The sequence below is a fragment of the Pseudomonas sp. UBA4194 genome, assembly GCF_002379585.1.
Taxonomy (GTDB): domain Bacteria; phylum Pseudomonadota; class Gammaproteobacteria; order Pseudomonadales; family Pseudomonadaceae; genus Aquipseudomonas.
The window spans coordinates 12,645-30,516 of the sequence record NZ_DFUE01000004.1; the positions used below are offsets into that span (position 1 = coordinate 12,645).

13 protein-coding genes are annotated in these 17,872 nt (G+C 62.2%); 3 read left to right on the top strand and 10 right to left on the bottom strand.

Annotated elements, in window-relative coordinates; all coding sequences use genetic code 11:
* From B3397_RS00445 to B3397_RS00490, 10 genes are all read right to left on the bottom strand, one after another.
* Nucleotides 1-600: class I SAM-dependent DNA methyltransferase (locus B3397_RS00445; protein WP_296246253.1), on the bottom strand; the 600-nt coding region annotated here is incomplete at its 3' end.
* Nucleotides 597-1,355, bottom strand: coding sequence for a PIG-L deacetylase family protein (locus tag B3397_RS00450; RefSeq protein WP_296246254.1), 759 nt, complete (start codon nucleotides 1,353-1,355; stop codon nucleotides 597-599). The genes B3397_RS00445 and B3397_RS00450, both read right to left, overlap by 4 nt.
* Nucleotides 1,352-2,359, bottom strand: a complete 1,008-nt coding sequence (locus B3397_RS00455; protein WP_296246256.1) for an acyl-CoA dehydrogenase family protein — start codon at nucleotides 2,357-2,359, stop codon at nucleotides 1,352-1,354. Before B3397_RS00455 ends, B3397_RS00450 begins: the two co-directional genes overlap by 4 nt.
* Nucleotides 2,356-4,518, bottom strand: a complete 2,163-nt coding sequence (gene glgX, locus B3397_RS00460; protein WP_296246258.1) for a glycogen debranching protein GlgX — start codon at nucleotides 4,516-4,518, stop codon at nucleotides 2,356-2,358. Before glgX ends, B3397_RS00455 begins: the two co-directional genes overlap by 4 nt.
* A gap of 176 nt (nucleotides 4,519-4,694) precedes the next feature.
* Nucleotides 4,695-5,096 carry a DUF2934 domain-containing protein gene (locus B3397_RS00465; protein ID WP_296246260.1) on the bottom strand — a complete coding sequence of 134 codons (402 nt, stop codon included), beginning with the start codon at nucleotides 5,094-5,096 and terminating at the stop codon, nucleotides 4,695-4,697.
* A gap of 14 nt (nucleotides 5,097-5,110) precedes the next feature.
* Entirely contained in the window at nucleotides 5,111-7,900 is a 2,790-nt protein-coding gene (locus B3397_RS00470) for a malto-oligosyltrehalose synthase (protein WP_296246262.1), read from the bottom strand.
* On the bottom strand, nucleotides 7,897-9,984 hold the full coding sequence (gene malQ / locus B3397_RS00475; RefSeq protein ID WP_296246263.1) for a 4-alpha-glucanotransferase: 2,088 nt from the start codon (nucleotides 9,982-9,984) through the stop codon (nucleotides 7,897-7,899). The genes B3397_RS00470 and malQ overlap by 4 nt, the downstream gene beginning before the upstream one ends.
* A complete protein-coding gene (gene treZ / locus B3397_RS00480; protein ID WP_296246264.1) occupies nucleotides 9,981-11,783 on the bottom strand; it encodes a malto-oligosyltrehalose trehalohydrolase in 1,803 nt (600 codons plus the stop codon). The genes malQ and treZ overlap by 4 nt, the downstream gene beginning before the upstream one ends.
* Before the next feature lie 17 nt (nucleotides 11,784-11,800).
* Nucleotides 11,801-13,363: a glycogen synthase GlgA gene (gene glgA / locus B3397_RS00485; RefSeq protein WP_296246267.1), complete on the bottom strand. Its 1,563-nt coding sequence runs from the start codon at nucleotides 13,361-13,363 to the stop codon at nucleotides 11,801-11,803.
* Nucleotides 13,364-14,012: 649 nt separating this feature from the next.
* Nucleotides 14,013-14,189, bottom strand: coding sequence for a DUF6026 family protein (locus B3397_RS00490; protein ID WP_296246269.1), 177 nt, complete (start codon nucleotides 14,187-14,189; stop codon nucleotides 14,013-14,015).
* A 350-nt stretch (nucleotides 14,190-14,539) separates the two neighbouring features.
* Here B3397_RS00490 and gnd point away from each other — a divergent pair, with 350 nt between their 5' ends.
* From gnd to B3397_RS00505, 3 genes are read left to right on the top strand one after another with little or no spacing between them, the layout of a single operon-like run.
* Complete coding sequence (gnd, locus tag B3397_RS00495) at nucleotides 14,540-15,517, top strand: phosphogluconate dehydrogenase (NAD(+)-dependent, decarboxylating) (RefSeq protein WP_296246271.1); 978 nt, start codon at nucleotides 14,540-14,542, stop codon at nucleotides 15,515-15,517.
* Nucleotides 15,514-17,022 carry a glucose-6-phosphate dehydrogenase gene (zwf, locus tag B3397_RS00500; protein WP_296246272.1) on the top strand — a complete coding sequence of 503 codons (1,509 nt, stop codon included), beginning with the start codon at nucleotides 15,514-15,516 and terminating at the stop codon, nucleotides 17,020-17,022. The genes gnd and zwf overlap by 4 nt, the downstream gene beginning before the upstream one ends.
* Nucleotides 17,019-17,846 (top strand): HAD family hydrolase, encoded by an 828-nt coding sequence (locus tag B3397_RS00505; RefSeq protein WP_296246275.1) that lies wholly within the window; start codon nucleotides 17,019-17,021, stop codon nucleotides 17,844-17,846. Before zwf ends, B3397_RS00505 begins: the two co-directional genes overlap by 4 nt.
* Nucleotides 17,847-17,872: the final 26 nt, after the last annotated feature.

Here is a 17,872-nt window from a genome sequence, read left to right on the forward strand (position 1 = left end):
CCCATCCACAACAGCCACCGAATCCCCCTGCTCACACCACACTTCCATCAAAAAATCCGCCTCCACATGGCAGACCACCTTATGCATCCCAAGCTGAGCATCCAGCTGTTCATGCACCTGCTCGGCGGTCAAAGGAACCCCATCGATAGGCGCACGCCAGTGGCAAGCGACCAGCTGACCGCCTGGATTCAACGAAGCCAACGATTGCTGGATAACCTGCGCCAGGTCCGGAGCGCTCAGGTAGTAACCCAGCTCGTTCAACACGATCAGGTCGAACGACTCCGTCGGCCAGCTCCCTGGCAGCGCACCTTGGTGCACGTGGGCATAGGGGATGCCCTCCAGCCGCGCACGGGTCAAATCCACGGCGCGCTCGTTCATGTCATAACTGAGCAGGTGACCGCAGCGCGGCGCGAGGGCCAGGCTGGTTTCGCCAGTGGCGCAGCCCGGTTCGAAAATGGAGCCGTAATGCTCCCTGGGCAGGCAGGCCAGCAACAAGGCGCGCTTGCGCCGCTCATACCAGCGGCTGCGCATGGCCCAAGGGTCGTCATTGTCCAGGTACAGCGCGTCGAAATAATCGTTGTCGATGCTTGAAGCACTCATAGGTATACCACCTCGAAAGGCTGCAACAGACGCTCCAGGACATAGGGCGGCAGCACCGGGTCCAGGCCTATGGACGGGTCGCCCTCCAGTTGGCTGGCGAACGCGTGGACCGCGTGGCTCTTGCGGGCCACTGTGGCGGGGTCCAGCAGCAGCTTGCGGGCCCGTGCCCAAGGGATCTTCTCGTCCTCGGGCGAGGCCCAGTGCCACGTCCAGATGGGCAGCTCATGCAACGTCGCCCCTACGGCCGCAGCGGCGGCGGCACTGGCGCGTCCCACGGCCTCATGGTCGGTGTGACCGTCCTGGGACCAGGTGCTGAACACTACATCCCCAGGCTTGAGATAACGCTGGATGAACTCCCCCAGGCGTTGTTCTTCCTTGGCCACGCCGCTGTCCTGAAAGCCGCCGCGTATCCACTTCACGCTGTGCATCGGCAGACCCAGGCGATGCAGGGCTTCTGCACTCTCCTGGGGGCGGACCGCACTCAGCCGCTGGCTCGACCAGGTTTGCGAGCCGGGGTGGCTGGCACTGCCATCGGTGACGGAGATGATCTGGATCGGCCGGTCCAGCGCCGCCAGCAGCTGCAGCAGGCCGCCGCAACCCAGCACCTCGTCGTCCGGATGAGGCGCGATGATCACGGCGCGCGCGCCCTCAGGCACCAGGGCGGCGGCATCGATCGAGGGCAGTTCGGCCAGGTGCTGGGACGTGCGCCAGGCTTGCAGCGGCGTACCGCTGCCAACAATAGGGTTGTCTTTCATAGGGTCCACGTTCGGGTCGACGATGCCCCCAGCAACTGGCCCAGAGCCGCCAGATCGCGTTCGGCATGGCTTTGGCGCAGGTACACCGGAAGGTCGGCAATCAATTGGGCAAAATGTGCGTTCTTGCAATAAGGTCCAGCCCCCAAGGCGCGGCCGACATGGTGAATGACGGTCTCGGCGGTCTGTTCGGCGACCGCGCGGCAGCGTCTGGCATGCCGTTCGAAATTGCCGTCGGGGTGACGGTCGGCGTGACTGGCCGCCTGACGCAATACCGCGGCGCAACTGACCAGAGCGGTATCCACGGCACCCAGGTGGGCGAGGGCATGGGGTTCGGGGCGCGTTTCACAATGGCGGGCCAGGCTCATGGCCAATTCGCGGGCAGCGCCATACCAGCAGGCCGCGATGCCGATGCCACCCAGCCAGAAACCCGGACGACCGATATAGCTGCCCGGTGCACCGATACGAATGCCCTGCGCATGCTCGAAAAGAATTTCCACGCTACCGGTATTGGCCATGCCCACTGCATGCCAGCCATCATCGGTGACGCACAGATTGGGTTGATCCAGGGCCACGGCCACCAGCTGTTGCTGGCCCTCGGCGTCCCATGCGGTCAGCAGGCCGTGAGTGACCACCGCCGCGCCGGAGCACCAGGCCTTGCGGCCGGTGAGCAGCACATGATCACCTTCGTCCTTCAGCGTTACCCTGGCCTGGGGAGGCTCGGCGGCCCAGGTTCCCCACAAGGAACCTGACGGCGGTACCGGCCCACCCAGCTCGGCCATGATCGCCAAAGCGTCGGTGTGACCTTCGTAAAGCTTGCACAGGCCCAGATCATGCCCGGCCACTGCGGCCAGGCATTGCCAGCGCTGCAGCGTTTCACCGCCAGCAGGCAGGGGCAGGGCGTCGAGACCTTGCGCGCAAAGCCGCGCCAGTTCCGCACCCAGCGCTGCGGTATCGGGGTAACCCTGCGCTGGCCATTTCAGCGCTTCGGCCAGCGTTGGTCTCATTCTTCTTCGTCCCTGTGCAGTTCGAACATCAGCATGGAGCGTCCGGTGACCATGAAGTCACTGCCGAAATCCAGGCGTTCCTGATCGCGCAGATCCGGTCGATTGGTGTCGATCATGCAGCTCCAGTACTCGCCCTCCGGCACCTCCGGAAGGACGAAATTGACCACGTCGTGATGAGCGTTGACGATCAGCAACAACGTAGCATCGGCGCCCGGTTTACGGATGCCGCTGGGCTGCGCGCGGCCATCGAGCATCATGCCCAGGCAGCGGCCGTGGGCATCTTCCCACTGCTCGGCGGTCATCTCGCTACCGGTAGGGTCGAGCCAGGTGACGTCTTTCACGCCGATGGCTTCGTTGTATTCGCCCACCAGGAAGCGGTTGCGGCGCAGGATCGGGTAGGCATTGCGCAGCTTGATCAAGCGTTTGACGAAACGCAGCAAACCCTTGCCTTCCTCGTCCAGCTCCCAGTTGATCCAGCCGATCTCGCTGTCCTGGCAGTAGGCGTTGTTGTTGCCGCCCTGCGTGCGGGAAAACTCGTCGCCGGCAACGATCATTGGCGTGCCTTGGGAAAACAGCAGGGTGGTGAAGAAGTTGCGCATCTGGCGCAGGCGCAGTTCGATGATTTCCGGATCGTCGCTCGGACCTTCCACGCCGTGGTTCCAGGACACGTTATTGCTGGTGCCGTCCTGGTTGTCCTCATCGTTTTCTTCGTTGTGCTTGTCGTTGTAGGACACCAGGTCGCGCAGGGTGAAACCATCGTGGGCGGTGATGAAGTTCACCGACGAGTAAGGGCGCCGCCCACGCTGATTGAACATGTCACCGGAGCCCGTCATGCGCGCGGCGAAGTCGGCCAGCTGGCCATCGTCGCCTTTCCAGAAGGCACGGACGGTGTCGCGGAAGCGGTCGTTCCATTCGGCCCAGCCTGGCGCGAAGCCGCCTACCTGATACCCACCAGGGCCGCAGTCCCAAGGCTCGGCAATCAGCTTCACCGAGCGCAGCACTGGGTCCTGTCGGCACGCCACGAGGAAGCTGTGGCGCTCGGAGAAGCCATCGTGGTAACGGCCAAGGATGGTCGCCAGGTCAAAGCGGAAACCGTCCACGTGCATTTCCGAGGCCCAGTAGCGCAGTGAGTCGGTGACCATCTGCAATACGCAGGGATGGCTCAGGTCCAGCGTGTTGCCGGTGCCTGAATCGTTGATGTAGTAACGCTTGTTGTCCGGCATCAGGCGGTAGTAGGAGGCGTTGTCGATACCGCGCATGGACAGGGTAGGGCCCTGTTCGTTGCCTTCGGCGGTATGGTTGTAGACCACGTCCAGGATCACTTCCAGGCCGGCATCATGTAGGTGCGCGATCATCTCTTTGAATTCGGCGATCTTGCCGCTGGCGATGTAGCGCGAATGGGGCGCAAAGAAGGCGATGCTGTTGTAGCCCCAATAATTGTTAAGGCCCTTTTGCAGCAAGTGCTGATCATTGACGAAGCCGTGAATGGGCAACAGCTCGATGGACGTCACGCCGAGCTTCTTCAAGTGGTCGACCACCTCCGGGACCGCCAGGCCGGCGAACGTGCCACGCAGCGCCTCGGGTACGGCAGGGTGGCGCATGGTCAGGCCGCGCACGTGGGTCTCGTAGAAAATGGTCTTGTCCCAGGGCACGCTCACCCGGTGATCGCGACCCCAGGTGTAGGCCGGGTCGATGACCTTGCTTTTCGGCACGAAGGGCGCGCTGTCGCGTTCGTCGAAGCTGAGGTCGCCATCAGGATGGCCGATGGTGTAGCCAAACAGCGCTTCGGACCACTTCAATTCCCCCACCAACTGCTTGGCATAGGGGTCGATCAAGAGCTTGTTATGGTTGAAGCGATGGCCGTTCTCGGGGTCGTAGGGACCATAGACACGGTAGCCGTAGATCAGCCCTGGGTGAGCGTCGGGCAGGTAGCCGTGGTAGATCTCGTCGGTGTACTCGGGAAGCTCGATGCGTTCGATTTCCTGTTCGCCACTGGCATCGAAAATACACAGCTCTACCTTGGTGGCATTGGCCGAGAACAGGGCGAAGTTGACCCCCAGGCCATCCCAGGTAGCGCCCAGCGGGAAGGGCAGGCCTTCGCGGATGCGGGACGGCTCAGTGGGCTCTAGCGCGGTGGGTTTCTTGGCTTGCCGACTCATAGTAGATCCTTGCTTGAAATAGGGCTGTTACACAGGTAGCGAAATGCTCTTCATGCAGGCTTGAAGCGAATACTCAGGGCGAACGAAACCGATGCTCGCGTTTCGACACGCTGCGACGAGGTAGAAACGGGAAGGTGACAAGGGTGCGGCCAGCAGGGACCGCACCACAGGCCGGGTCAGCTGGCAGCGGGTTTCTTTGCCGCTCGAGGCTTCTTCGCGGGTGCAGGCTTGGCCGCACCGTCGGGTTTGGGCGTAGCGGCTTTGGGGGCTGGAGCTTCTGCTTTGGCCGGCTCAGCCTTGGTGGCCGGTTCAGCCTTGGCGGCCGACTTGCCCGCCGGTTTGGCAGCGGCCTTGGGTTTGGCTGCCGGTGTTTCGCTCACAGGCTTGGGTTTGGGCTGCGCCGCGGCCTTGGCTTTGGCGGGAGCCTTGGCCTTGCCAGGCTTGGTGGGGGCGAGCGCTTCGGCTTCCGCGAGTTTTCTCGCCATTTCCCAATGACGATCTCCCTGCCCCTCAGGTTTGCCCTCCGATTCCCAGATCTGGTAGGCAAATTCTCGAACTCGTTTATCGTCGGCACTCATTTCAACGCTCCTGATCACAACTCACTTTGTATGAAGAGATTGACGGGAAACTCCTTCAGCGCAGTGCTCATCAACAATTCCCTATCTGCTGTGACTGCGTTGTCCGAAAAAAGTCCCTTCAATGTAGGCAGAGATTGCGCGAAGGGTAGGACTACGCGGGTGTCTCCCCAGCGTTGGGCATTGATTAGCGGCGCTGCCGCATCACCCAACAACGCGCTGGCCAGCCTCGGCACAATGACGATAGCGCAGGTCCCGGCATGACGGCGTGCGAATGCATGGACCTTGTCTGCATGCTCGCCCTGCACCGGCAGCAGCTCGTAGCTGCCCTCGCGCCAAAACGCGGCGTGCTCGCTGCGCAGGCGCAGCGTGGCGGCTATCATCGCCTGTTTGATGCGACCATCGTGCCAATGCGCCATCAGCTCGCCGATCGGACTGGCCTGCTGCAAGGCCTGTTCGCGCGCAGCGTAGTCGATCGGACGACGGTTGTCCGGGTCCACCAGGCTGAAGTCCCAGAACTCAGCACCTTGATACAGGTCGGGAATCCCCGGTACGGTCATGCGCAGCAGGGTTTGCGTCAGGCTGTTCAAAGCACCGCTCGGGGCAATGGCAACGCTGGCTGCGGCGATGGCTTCGCGCAGGGGTTGACCCTGCTCACTGAGCAATAACTGCTCGAGGAACTGGCGGCAAGCCTTCTCGTAGCCCTCATTCGGTGCACTCCAGCTGCTTACCAGCTTCGCTTCGCGAAGGGCTTTCTGTTGCCAGACGTAGAGCCGCTCGGCATAGGCTTCGAGGCCGGCGCGGTCATCGCTGCGCAGATCCAGTGGCCAGCTGCCGAGCAGTGCCTGGTACAGCATCAACTCATCGCCACCGGTCGGCGCGTGGCCGTCGGCGAACGGGCTGCGCAATGGCTCGGCCAATGTCAGCCAATGCCGGACCTGCTCGGCGTACCACGACGCGCGTTCACTGAGCACCGCCAGGCGGGTGCGAGTGTCTTCCCCCCGCTTGTGGTCGTGGGTCGCGGTGGCCAGCAGGTTGTCCGGAAACTCTTCCAGGCGGCGCTGCCCGGCTTCGACGAAAGCCTCGGGGCCGGCAGCGAACAATTCGGTTTCAAAGCCCACATCGTTGCGCGACAGCAGCACTGCAGAACGATAGAAGGCAGTGTCTTCCACTGCCTTGGCAGCGGCGGGAGAGGTCAGTTGCTGGAAACGCACGCAGGCGTGACGCAGCACCTTGCGCCGCCGACCCGGTGGCAGGGCGCGCCAGGGTTCGCCACCCAACCAGCGTTGCAGGTAGTCAAGGACAGGCCAATCGGCTTCGCCCAACGTACTGCGGGCACCCTCCATGGCCTTCTGGAAGAACACCTCGTCCTCCTTCGGTCGCCCGCAGGGGCTCACGTAAGTGCGGTACACCGGAAAGTGCACGATCAGTTCCAGCAGGGCACGACGGATCGCGCCCAAGGTCAGGTCGCGGCTCATGAGGTCGCCGCGCGCGACCTGCAACAGCGCCTGGGCGACTGACTCGAAGTCGCCGGCCAGCGATCCGCTGAGCACCAGATTGCGCGCGGCGTGGGCTTCCTCGATGAACTCGCTGGGACGACCACTCACCTGGCTCCACAGCTCGGACAAGGGCTGCTGACCGGCAGGATCGTGTTGCAGCAGCGATACCTGGTTCATGAATTCGTAACCGGTGGTGCCATCCACCTGCCAATCCCGATGCAAGGTTTCCCCTGCGCCGAGGATCTTCTCGACGTAGATCGGTACATGGTCGATCCGCGCTTCGGCGGGGCGTTTGTGGAGCAGGCCATTGACGCGCCGACGCAGCTTGCGCGAATAGCCACGGGGATCGGCCAGACCGTCGATATGGTCGATACGCAGACCGTCCACCAGGCCGGCTTCGATGAGCTGGAAAATCTTCGCATGGGTGGCTTCGAACACGGCCGCACGCTCCACGCGCAAGCCGCCGAGCTCGTTGACGTCGAAAAAGCGCCGCCAGTTGATGTCATCACCGGCTGTCCGCCAGCTGGCCAAACGATAGGACTGCCGCTCGAGCAGGTTATGCAGACGCTTGAAGCCATCTTCGCTGGTGGAATCGAACTGGCTTAGCAGGCCATCCAGCGCGCCGTCCAATCCTGCCTCGCGGCTCAGCGTGGCCAACTCGGCGCGCAGGGCTTGAGCTTGGGTGTACGCCTGGGGCGAATCGTGCAGATCGGCAAAGCGAGCGCCCAATTCACTCAGGCGGGCATTGCCGGAAGCGGCCAGAATGTGCGGATAGTCGCAGGGGCAGATCGGGAAACGATGTTCGTAGTGCTCGACGTAGAAACTGCCTTGCTCGGCATCGAAGCGCAATGGCAGTTCGCCGCCCTGCAGTGCGGCACCGTAGTCGCTGCCCAGGAACGGCAGCAGCAGTTGGCCTTCGAGCAGCGGGTCGGGAGAATGCCACTGGATGTCGAAGAACTCGGAATAGGGGCTACGACGCCCCCATTCCAGCAGGTCCAGCCACCAGGGGTTATGAGCACCGCCTACCGCCATGTGGTTGGAGACGATATCCAGGATCAGCCCCATGCCGTGGCTGCGCAACTGTGCCACCAGGCGCTGCAGCGCAGGCTCGCCGCCCAGCTCGGGGTTGACCTGGGTCGGATCGACCACGTCATAGCCGTGCATGGACCCAGGTCGGGCCTTGAGGATGGGGGAGGCGTAAACATGGCTGATGCCCAGGCTGGCAAAGTAGGGGATCAACCGGGCGGCGTCGTCGAGGGTGAAGTCTTTATGCAATTGAAGCCTAACGCTGGCCGTCATTACTGTCATCGGTAACGCTCACTGGCTTGTTGGCGGGCACAGGCCAGAAGCTCAAGGCGTCTGGCGGCATCCTGGTCGTCGAGAAGGTTCTGCGCGTCGGCGTTGTAGCGCCGGCGCCAATTGGGGTGTGTATCGATGGTGCCCGGCAGGTTGGCCTGCTCTTCGATACCCAGCGCGTCATCCACTGGCAGCAACACCAACGGCGCAGGGGTGTGGCCCAGGAAGCGGGTGCTGGCGTCGATGATCGCATCGATCTCGTCGTTGCCCTGTTGCAGTTCCTGAAAGTTCTGGGGGTCTTGGCTCAGCGCCAGGCGCAGGGCGCGGCGCTCGCGGTCACGATCCTCGCGCCAGTGTTGCTCGGTCTTGGCATCGATGAGTTCAAGCTTGTTGTTCCAGTCGATGTCGCGGCTGCGCCACCAGCCGTTCAACGTCGGCAGGTCGTGGGTAGTCGTGGTGGCCAGGGCATCGTCCGGCCAGTGCTGGCTGTCATGGAACTGACCGTTGTCCTGTTCGAACAGCAGCACTCGCATGCCCAGCATCTGCCGCGCTGCGAGCTTCTCGCGCAGACCTTCGGGTACGGTGCCCAGGTCTTCACCCAACACCACGGCCTGGTGCCGATGGGATTCCAATGTCAGCAAGCGCAGCATGTCGTCGATGGGGAATTGCAGGTAGGCACCTTCGCTGGGCGGTGCGTCCTTGGGAATGACCCAGAGGCGTTGCAGGCCCATGATGTGATCGATGCGCAAGCCACCGGCGTGGGCAAAGTTAGCCCGCAGCATTTCGATGAAGGCGCGGAAGCCGTGGCGCTGCAAGCCTTCGGGGGAAAATGCAGAAATGCCCCAGCTTTGCCCGGACCGATTGAGGATATCCGGCGGTGCGCCGACGGTGAGGTCGGCCAGCAGTTCGTCCTGGCGACTCCACGCCTGGCTGCCGGCGCCATCGGCGCCCACCGCCATGTCGGCGATCAGGCCAATCTTCATGCCGCTGCTGCGGGCCGCGCTCTGGGCGCGTTGCAGGCTGCGGTCGATCAGCCATTGGCAGAAGGCATGAAAACCAATTTCGTCACTGTGCTCGCGGGCAAACGCGGCAATCGCAGGACTACGCGGGTCGTGCCACTCCTGTGGCCATTGGCGCCAGTCGAGGCTCTCGCCACGGGCTTTCTGGTCTGCCTGCAAGGCTTCGTAGCGGCAGTGGTTCTCCAGTGCCTCACCACCGCTGTGACGAAAACTGTTGAAGTCGCCATTCAGCGGGTGCTCGCTGGTACAAAAGCCGTCGTACAACGCTCGCAGCAGTCGTTGCTTGGCGGCCGCAGCCACGGGCCAGTCGATCAGTGGCAGCGCCTCCAAGGCTTTGAGCGTGTCACCCAGGCCTGCGTCCTCGATGGCGACCTGCACCGCACGCTCACCGAGCACCGTGATGGGCGCGGCATACAAGCTGTTGAGGAAAAGTCGGCTGGAGGGAGAGTAGGGGCTGTAGCGGTCGTTGTCGCTGCTGCTCATGGCGTGCATCGGACTGATGGCCACGGCGTCCGCTCCACGCTCGCCGGCACTGCGCAGCAATGCTTCCAGCGCCTGGGTGTCACCGAAACCACCGTCACCGGGGCGGCGCAGCGCGTAGAGTTGCACGCTGAGCCCCCAGGCGTGGGCGCGGTCCGTGCCCAGCGCATCGGCCACGCTGTAGCAGCGCTGCGGCGCAACGGCCAAGGTGAAGTGCTGGCCGTCGATGTGCACGTCCAGGTAGCCGACCGGGAGCATGCCCGGCAGTGCGCCGTGTTCGTCCAGCTTCAGATCGAGCGTGGCGCCGTCCTCCAGATGAATGCGGCACGGGGTGGCCGGGGCGAAGTAGCGGTCCAGGGCCAACGGTTGTCCGTAGTCGACTGTCAGCAACGGCGGCAGTCGATGAGTCTCACGCGCGGCATCCAATGCCTCGAGACTTTGCGTGAGTGCTTCGTCGCTGTCGGCAGGATGACCCAACCCCGCAAGTACCTTGCGCAACGCTTCGGGTTGCACTTGTTGTGCCTTGCCGTTGGCGTCGGTCCAATGCACCGCGAGGCCGGCCTGTTCGGCCAACTGGTGCAGGCGCTCGTCACTCATGCGGTGGTCTCCGCTACGTCGGGTGGGGTCAGGCTGACCAGAGCGGTGTACGCCGGCAGGCTATTGCTGCGAGCCAGTGTAGGCGTGACCGGGCAGGCGCTCTGGCTGCTGTCGAACAGCAAGTGATCGGCGTTCAGGTGCACCGGCACACTGCTTTCGCTCAAGTTCAGGTCGATACGCAACACGTGACCGTCACCCATGCGCCAGCGAGCCGTAAGCGCCTTGGGCGCCAGCACCTGGGCACCGAGTGCCTGGGCGCCGTCCAAACGGGGCACGATCTCGTCGCGACGCAGTGCCAGCAGGTGGCGGTAGAGCTGCACCCACGGCCCGTCCTGACGGTACTGGAACTCGGCGAAATCCGGCTGCGACGCTTCGAAAGTGCTGTGTTCGTTAGGGTCTGGAATCTGTGCGCGGGTCTTCTCGTCGGCGAACGCACTGAATGCGGCGAACTCAGCCCGACGTCCTTTGCGCACGGCTTCGGCCAATTCACCATGATGGTCGGTGAAGAACAGGAAAGGCTCATCTGCAGCCCACTCGTCGCCCATGAACAGCATGGGAATCATCGGGCAGAGCAGCAGCAGGGTAGTGGCCGCGCGCAGGGCGGGCTCGCCACAGAGCTGGCTGAGACGCTCACCCATGGCGCGGTTGCCGATCTGATCGTGGTTCTGCAAAAACAGCACGAAGGCGCTGGGTGGCAGATGACCACTCGGCTCGCCACGGGCCTCGCCCTTGTGATTGGTTTCACCTTGATAGATGAAACCCTGGCTCAGGCAGCGGGCCAGCTTCTCCGTCGGCTGGTCGCAGAAGTCAGCGTAGTAGGCTTCGCTTTCGTCGGTCAGCAGCACGTGCAGGGCATTGTGGCCATCATCGTTCCACTGCGCGTCGTAGCCTTCCTCGAGCAGATGCGCCTGGTTGTGCTCGTTCTCCAGCATCAGCCAGATATGCCGCTCCGAACCCGCCTGGGCCCGCAGGGTAGCGCCCATCTCCTGAAGGAAGGTGGGGTCCTGGATAGCGTGGACGGCGTCGAAGCGCAGACCGTCGAAGCGGTATTCCAGCAGCCACATCAATGCATTGTCGATGAAGAAGTCGCGTACCTCGCGACGGCGGAAGTCGATGGCATCGCCCCACGGCGTGGTCTTGTCGTGGCGGAAAAAACCTTTGGCGTAGCGTCCAAGGTAGTTGCCGTCCGGGCCGAAGTGGTTGTACACCACGTCCAGAATCACCATCAGGCCATGGCCATGGGCGCAGTCGATCAGGTGTTTGAGTTGCTCGGGGGTACCGTAGGACGCTTCGGGTGCGTAGGGCAGCACGCCGTCATAACCCCAGTTACGACTCCCTGGAAACTCGGCAATGGGCATCAGCTCGATGGCGGTGACCCCCAGCGCGGCGAGCCTGGCCAGATGGTCCTCGACGCCGGCGTAGCCGCCCAGGGCACCCACATGCAGTTCGTAGATAACCGCCTGAGACCACGGGCGGCCTTGCCAGGCGGTGTTCTGCCAGGCATAGGCGAGGGGGTCGACGACGATGCTGGGCGAATGGACATCGCTCTGCTGGGCGCGGGACGCCGGGTCGGGAACCTTGAGTTCGCCATCGATATTGAATTGGTAGGCCGTGCCCGCGGGGCACGGCGTCTGGACTGTGAACCAACCATCGGCCTGGGGCAGCATGGCGACGGATTCACCGCCCTCCAGATCCACGCTGACCGAGAACGCGTCCGGGGCCCACAGGTTGAAGCGAGTGAACTCCGAATCCAGCTTTGTCGCACCGTGGGACCAGGTTTCAGTTGTCCGTGAAGGCATCGATGAAACCTCTTCCATTAAAGTGTGGCGGATTTACCAACGGTGCCATGCACCAATTCTTCGTACAGCTCGGCGTAGGGTTCTACCGCCTCGCTCCAGTTAAAGGGCTGCGTCATGGCGCGGCAACGCATGGCGTTGAGCAGTTCAGGCTTGCTGAACACATAAAAGGCACGGGCCAGGGCTGCTTCGTAGCTCTGCACGGTGGATTCACCGAACAAGAAACCGGTGACACCGTCTTCGATGGTGTCGGCCAGGCCGCCAGTGTTGCGCGCCACCGGCAGTGAGCCGTAGCGCTGGGCGTACATCTGGCTCAGCCCGCAAGGTTCGTAGCGCGACGGCATCAGCAGGAAATCGCTGCCGGCGAACATGCGGCGTGCGTCGGTTTCGTTGAAGCCGATGCGCACACCGACCTTGCCGGGATAGCGCAGCGCCAGCTCGCGCATGGCTTGCTCTTCTTCCGGTTCGCCACGGCCGATGATGATCACCTGACCGCCGTTCTCGACGATGAACTGGGTGACGCCCTCGGTCAGGTCCAGACCTTTCTGGTAGACCAGACGCGAGACGACCGCGAACAGTGGGCCTTGTGACTCATCGATTTCGAAAAGCTTGCGGATGTGAGCGGCGTTGGCTGCCTTGCCTTCCCAGTCATTGAGGCTGAAAGGGCAGACCAGATGCGGATCGGTAGCCGACTCCCAGCTGGCGTCGATGCCGTTCGGAATACCGCTGAGCTTGCCCTGTTCGGCCTTGCTGCTCAGGAACCCTTCGAGGCCACAGCCAAATTCGGGCGTGGTGATTTCCTCGGCATAGGTCGCGCTGACGGTGGTGATGTGGTTCGAGTACGCCATGCCGGCCTTGAGGAAGGACAGTTTGCCGTAGAACTCCATGCCGTCCTGCTGCAGGGCGTGGTTGGGTACACCCAGTTCCGGACAGCAGCCGCGGCTGAACACGCCTTGATAGGCCAGGTTGTGAATGGTGAACAGGGTAGGGGTCTTCAGACCGCGCCAGTGCATGTAGGCCGGGGCGAGGCCGGCCGGCCAGTCGTGGGCGTGGACCAGATCGGGTTTCCAGTGGACCATGCCCTGGCCAGCGGCGATGTCGGCTGCAGCCAGACCCAGGCGGGCAAAGCGGATATGGTTGTCTGGCCAGTCGCGGCCATTGTTGGCGCCGTAAGGGGTACCGTCGCGCTCGTACAGTTCAGGGCACAGCAGCACATAGATCACCAGGCCATCGGGCATGTCCATACGGCCAATCTTGCAGGGAGGCAGTGCGGCATGGCCGCCCAGTTCGCCTACCACATGAATCGGATTGTCGCTGTTGAGTACCTGCGGGTAGCCAGGAATCAGGACACGCACATCGTGCACCGAGCTCATGGCGCGCGGCAGTGCCGCCGACACGTCGCCCAGGCCGCCGGTCTTGACCAGGTCGGCAATTTCCGAGGTGACGAACAATACTTTTTGCTTGTGGGCGCTCGATGGCGTCTGCAGTGCTTTGCTGATAGGCGCCGGAACCTGCAGATGTGCAGGCTCCAAAGCTTGCCTGTTAAAACGCTCTCCGTGGTTTTCGACAGCGGCACTGATCATTGTTCTCTCCCGTGCATTGCGTACTTGTATGGCAGATGCTGACTCAAAAAAAGCGCTGATCGATTAGCGCTTACCGCTGTCGAGCGCACAGGCGCATTACCGTACGGCGATCCTGCCGAAGGTAATCTGACTTAACGGGATTAGCAGGCTTGCTGGATAAAAACATCTGTACGGCCTGTGTCTTATCCTGACCTGTCTGATTTCCAAAAAGTTTCGAGTTTTTTGCAACGGATTTCCGAGTGATACGTCACCCGCGCCTTGAGTGTAGGAGAAATGCCATTTTTTTGGGTGTGCGAGGCGACTGACGGGCGGTAATCCGCAGGCAGCAGCGGCCCAGAGCCCTTCGCACCGATCGGCGAGGCCCGGGGGAGCCTTGTACCCGCGTTGGAACGGACTTTTGGAATGTACTTTGGAATGTACTGGGGGGTGTCTCGAGCCTTCGGCGATGTCGATGGCGGGGGGGAGTGGTCGATCCTGAGCGGCCAGGTCGACTGACTTGTCAAAGCATCTTTAGGAAAGGTAGGGCGGTAGTGGCCGTGGATTGGCCGAAGTGGCCGGACCGGGGATTACCCGTCTGATTCGGGAGTCTGGCTCGAAGCTCGACAGCCTGCGGGCCGACGGTTGTCCAGTCGGCTCGCAGGTCCGTGCTTCAGGCGATTCGCGCCATGGCCGGGCCGCTCAGGGCCTTGGCTTGCATCAGCATCGAGGTCAGCTGGGCGACCTGGAGCTTCAATTCGTCACGTTCGTCCTTGAGCTCGCGCAACTCGTCGCGGCGCATGGTGACATAAAGAGTTTGTGGATGACCTGCTTGTAAAACCGTTCCCATTGCACACCTCGCAAATGGCTATTCACACCGTAAGGACAATTGACCTAGACGCCTCGAGCGTTGCCAGGTCACTTCCTCAATCGGCGCGGATCATGATTTATTTTGGGGGCGTTGTGAACTTTTTTATTTTTCATGGTCGGCGTGTCTTTTTTCATTTTCGCGTAAGTGCCTGTTTTATGGCGTCAAAGAGAAAAACCAGAACTTTTGACCAGTTGGCCAGCCGACGAAAGGTATAATGGGAAACTTACCGACGATGCCCTGGACTAACCAGAGTGGCTCGTAGACCGGTAAGCTTGTAACCTGCTTTTTCAAGAAATACCTATTCAAGCAACATAGAGTGGAGCTCTCGCATGCAACTGGGAATCATTGGGCTAGGCCGCATGGGCGGAAACATTGCCAGAAGGCTGATGCGCGCAGGCCATCACACCGTGGTCTACGATCGCAATCAGGATTCAGTGCATGGCCTGGCCGGTGAGGGAGCCAAGGGCGCCAATGACCTCGCCGATCTGGTGAGCAAGCTGGACAAGCCAAGAGCCGTCTGGGTCATGCTGCCTGCCGGCGCGCCCACCGAGCAGACCATCGCCGAATTGGCCGGGCTGCTGGATGCCGATGACGTCATCATCGATGGCGGTAATACCTTCTACAAAGATGATATCCGTCGTGCCAAGGAGCTGAGCGCCAAGCAGCTGCACTACGTCGACGTCGGCACGTCCGGCGGCGTCTGGGGCCTGGACCGCGGCTACTGCATGATGATCGGCGGCGAGAACGCGATTCTGGAACGTCTGGACCCGCTGTTCGACTGCCTTGCGCCGGGCATGGGTGATATCCCCCGTACCCGCGACCGCAACAGCGCCGACGATCGCGCCGAGCGTGGCTATATCCATGCGGGCCCTGCCGGTTCCGGGCACTTCGTGAAGATGATCCACAACGGCATCGAGTACGGCATGATGCAGGCCTTCGCCGAGGGCTTCGACATCCTCAAGACCAAAGCCAGCACCGAGCTGCCTGAAGATCAGCGTTTCGACCTGAACCTGGCGGACATCGCCGAAGTATGGCGTCGGGGCAGCGTGGTCTCGTCCTGGCTGCTTGATCTGACGGCCGATGCCTTGGCCAGCGATCAGCAACTGAGCCAGTACTCCGGCTCGGTGTCCGACAGTGGCGAAGGCCGCTGGACCATCGATGCTGCCGTCGAGCAGGCGGTACCGGTACCGGTATTGTCCAGCGCATTGTTCGCGCGCTTCCGTTCGCGTCAGGACGCCACCTACGGTGACAAGATTCTCTCCGCCATGCGCTTTGGTTTTGGCGGCCACGTCGAGGTTCCCAAATGAGTCGAGCGACCTCGAAAGTAGAAGCCGCTCCACCTTCCACCCTGTTTCTGTTTGGCGCCCATGGCGACCTGGTCAAACGCTTGCTCATGCCAGCTTTGTACAATCTGAGCCGGGATGGGTTGCTGGACAATGGCCTGCACATCGTCGGGGTCGACCATAACCAGGTCAGCGATGGCGAATTCGCTGACAAGCTGGAGAGCTTCATCATCGAGCAGGCTCGCGCCAAAGGCGTCGAGGACCCTACCAAGGTCCTCGATCCGGCTTTGTGGGCCAAGTTGCGCAAGCGCATCAGCTACATCTCCGGCGACTTTCTCGATGACGCCACGTACCAGGCCATTGCCGAGCGCATCGAGCGCAACGGCACTGGCAATGCCATGTTCTACCTGGCCACGTCGCCGCGCTTCTTCAATGAAGTGGCGCTGCGGCTAGGCTCCAGCGGGTTGCTCGCAGAGCAGCCCGACGCCTTTCGCCGGGTCGTGATCGAAAAGCCTTTCGGCCACGACCTGGCTTCCGCCGAAGCACTCAACAGCTGCCTGTTGAGTGTGATGAGCGAAAACCAGATCTACCGCATCGATCATTACCTGGGCAAGGAAACGGTGCAGAACATTCTGGTCAGCCGTTTCTCCAATGGCATCTTCGAAGCGTTCTGGAACAATCACTACATCGACCACGTGCAGATCACCGCAGCGGAAACGGTCGGTGTGGAAACCCGCGGCAACTTCTATGATCAGACCGGCGCTTTGCGTGACATGGTGCCCAACCACCTGTTCCAACTGCTGGCCATGGTCGCCATGGAGCCGCCGGCAGCCTTTGGCGCCGACGCCGTGCGTGGAGAAAAAGCCAAGGTGGTGGGGGCTATCCGGCCGTGGTCCAAGGCCGATGCCTTGAAAAACTCGGTGCGCGGGCAATACACCGCGGGCGAGGGCGACAAATCCGGGTACCGCGAAGAGCCCAAGGTCGACCCACAGAGCAAGACCGAGACCTACGTGGCGCTCAAGGTCCTGATCGATAACTGGCGCTGGGTTGGCGTGCCGTTCTACCTGCGCACCGGCAAGCGGATGAGCGTGCGGGATACCGAGATCGCCATCTGCTTCAAGCAGGCGCCCTATGCGCAGTTTCGCGATACCGAAGTGGATCGGCTCAAATCCAACTATCTGAAGATCCAGATCCAGCCCGACGAGGGTATGTGGTTCGAACTGCAGGCCAAGCGTCCGGGCCCGGCCATGGAATTGGAGAACGTCAAGTTGGGCTTTGCCTACAAGGATTTCTTCCAGATGCAGCCGTCCACTGGGTATGAAACCCTTATCTACGATTGCCTTACGGGGGATCAGACCCTGTTCCAGCGGGCCGACAACATCGAGAACGGCTGGCGTGCGGTGCAGCCGTTCCTCGATGCCTGGCGTGAGGGCGGCTCCATTGCTACCTACGCCGCTGGCGAGGACGGCCCCGAAGCGGCCGACGATCTACTGGCCCGCGATGGCCGCACCTGGCAGACGCTGGGATGAGTGCCTCGCAGCAAGACCTCATACGCCTGGTGCTCAGCGACATGGATGGCACCCTGTTGATGCCTGACCATAGCCTGACCCCGGCGGTCATCGGCGCCGTTGCACAGCTTCGCGAAGCGGGTGTGCTGTTCACCCTGGCCAGCAGCCGGCCGCCGAGGGCGATGCGCGAGCAGATCAAGGCCCTGGGTGTGGATCTGCCCACGGCGGCTTTCAATGGCGGTGTTCTGATCAACCCGGATGGCAGCGAACTGCAATCGCACTTCGTCGAGCGTAGCGCAGTCGACCTGTGCCTGGCGGTGTTTGCCGAGCACGGCCTGGACGTATGGGTGTTCGCCGATGACCAATGGCTGGCGCGGGACCGCAACGCCGAATATTTTGGCAAGGAACTGCATGCACTGGGCTATGAGCCGCAGTTGGTGGACGATTTCACGCCCTATCTGGATCGTGTGCACAAGATTGTGGCTACCAGTGGTGATTTCCAGCAGCTGATCGAGTTGGAGCAGCAGTTGCAGGCGCTACTGGAAGGCAAGGCCATCGCCGCCCGCTCGCAGCAGTATTATCTGGACGTTACGGCGTTACAGGCCAACAAGGGCGATGCCCTGGCGACCTTGGCCGAGCATCTGCAGGTACCGTTGGCGCACACTGCGGTGCTGGGTGACGGTGGCAATGATGTGGCGATGTTCAAGCGCGCGGGTTTTTCCATTGCCATGGGGCAGGGCGAGGCCAGCGTGCGCGAGCAGGCTGACGCGGTCACTGCGAGCAACAGCGAGGATGGCGCGGCGCGGGCGATCGTGGAAATGATATTGCCGCGCGGGCGGGGGTGAATGGAGGGATCGGCGGTGAATGGTCC

What these genes read in the sequence shown, in the direction of transcription:
- B3397_RS00450 (WP_296246254.1), bottom strand. Translation starts at nt 1,355, where the DNA reads ATGAAAGACAACCCTATTGTTGGCAGCGGTACGCCGCTGCAAGCCTGG.
- B3397_RS00455 (WP_296246256.1), bottom strand. Translation starts at nt 2,359, where the DNA reads ATGAGACCAACGCTGGCCGAAGCGCTGAAATGGCCAGCGCAGGGTTAC.
- glgX (WP_296246258.1), bottom strand. Translation starts at nt 4,518, where the DNA reads ATGAGTCGGCAAGCCAAGAAACCCACCGCGCTAGAGCCCACTGAGCCG.
- B3397_RS00465 (WP_296246260.1), bottom strand. Translation starts at nt 5,096, where the DNA reads ATGAGTGCCGACGATAAACGAGTTCGAGAATTTGCCTACCAGATCTGG.
- B3397_RS00470 (WP_296246262.1), bottom strand. Translation starts at nt 7,900, where the DNA reads ATGACAGTAATGACGGCCAGCGTTAGGCTTCAATTGCATAAAGACTTC.
- malQ (WP_296246263.1), bottom strand. Translation starts at nt 9,984, where the DNA reads ATGAGTGACGAGCGCCTGCACCAGTTGGCCGAACAGGCCGGCCTCGCG.
- treZ (WP_296246264.1), bottom strand. Translation starts at nt 11,783, where the DNA reads ATGCCTTCACGGACAACTGAAACCTGGTCCCACGGTGCGACAAAGCTG.
- glgA (WP_296246267.1), bottom strand. Translation starts at nt 13,363, where the DNA reads ATGATCAGTGCCGCTGTCGAAAACCACGGAGAGCGTTTTAACAGGCAA.
- B3397_RS00490 (WP_296246269.1), bottom strand. Translation starts at nt 14,189, where the DNA reads ATGGGAACGGTTTTACAAGCAGGTCATCCACAAACTCTTTATGTCACC.
- gnd (WP_296246271.1), top strand. Translation starts at nt 14,540, where the DNA reads ATGCAACTGGGAATCATTGGGCTAGGCCGCATGGGCGGAAACATTGCC.
- zwf (WP_296246272.1), top strand. Translation starts at nt 15,514, where the DNA reads ATGAGTCGAGCGACCTCGAAAGTAGAAGCCGCTCCACCTTCCACCCTG.
- B3397_RS00505 (WP_296246275.1), top strand. Translation starts at nt 17,019, where the DNA reads ATGAGTGCCTCGCAGCAAGACCTCATACGCCTGGTGCTCAGCGACATG.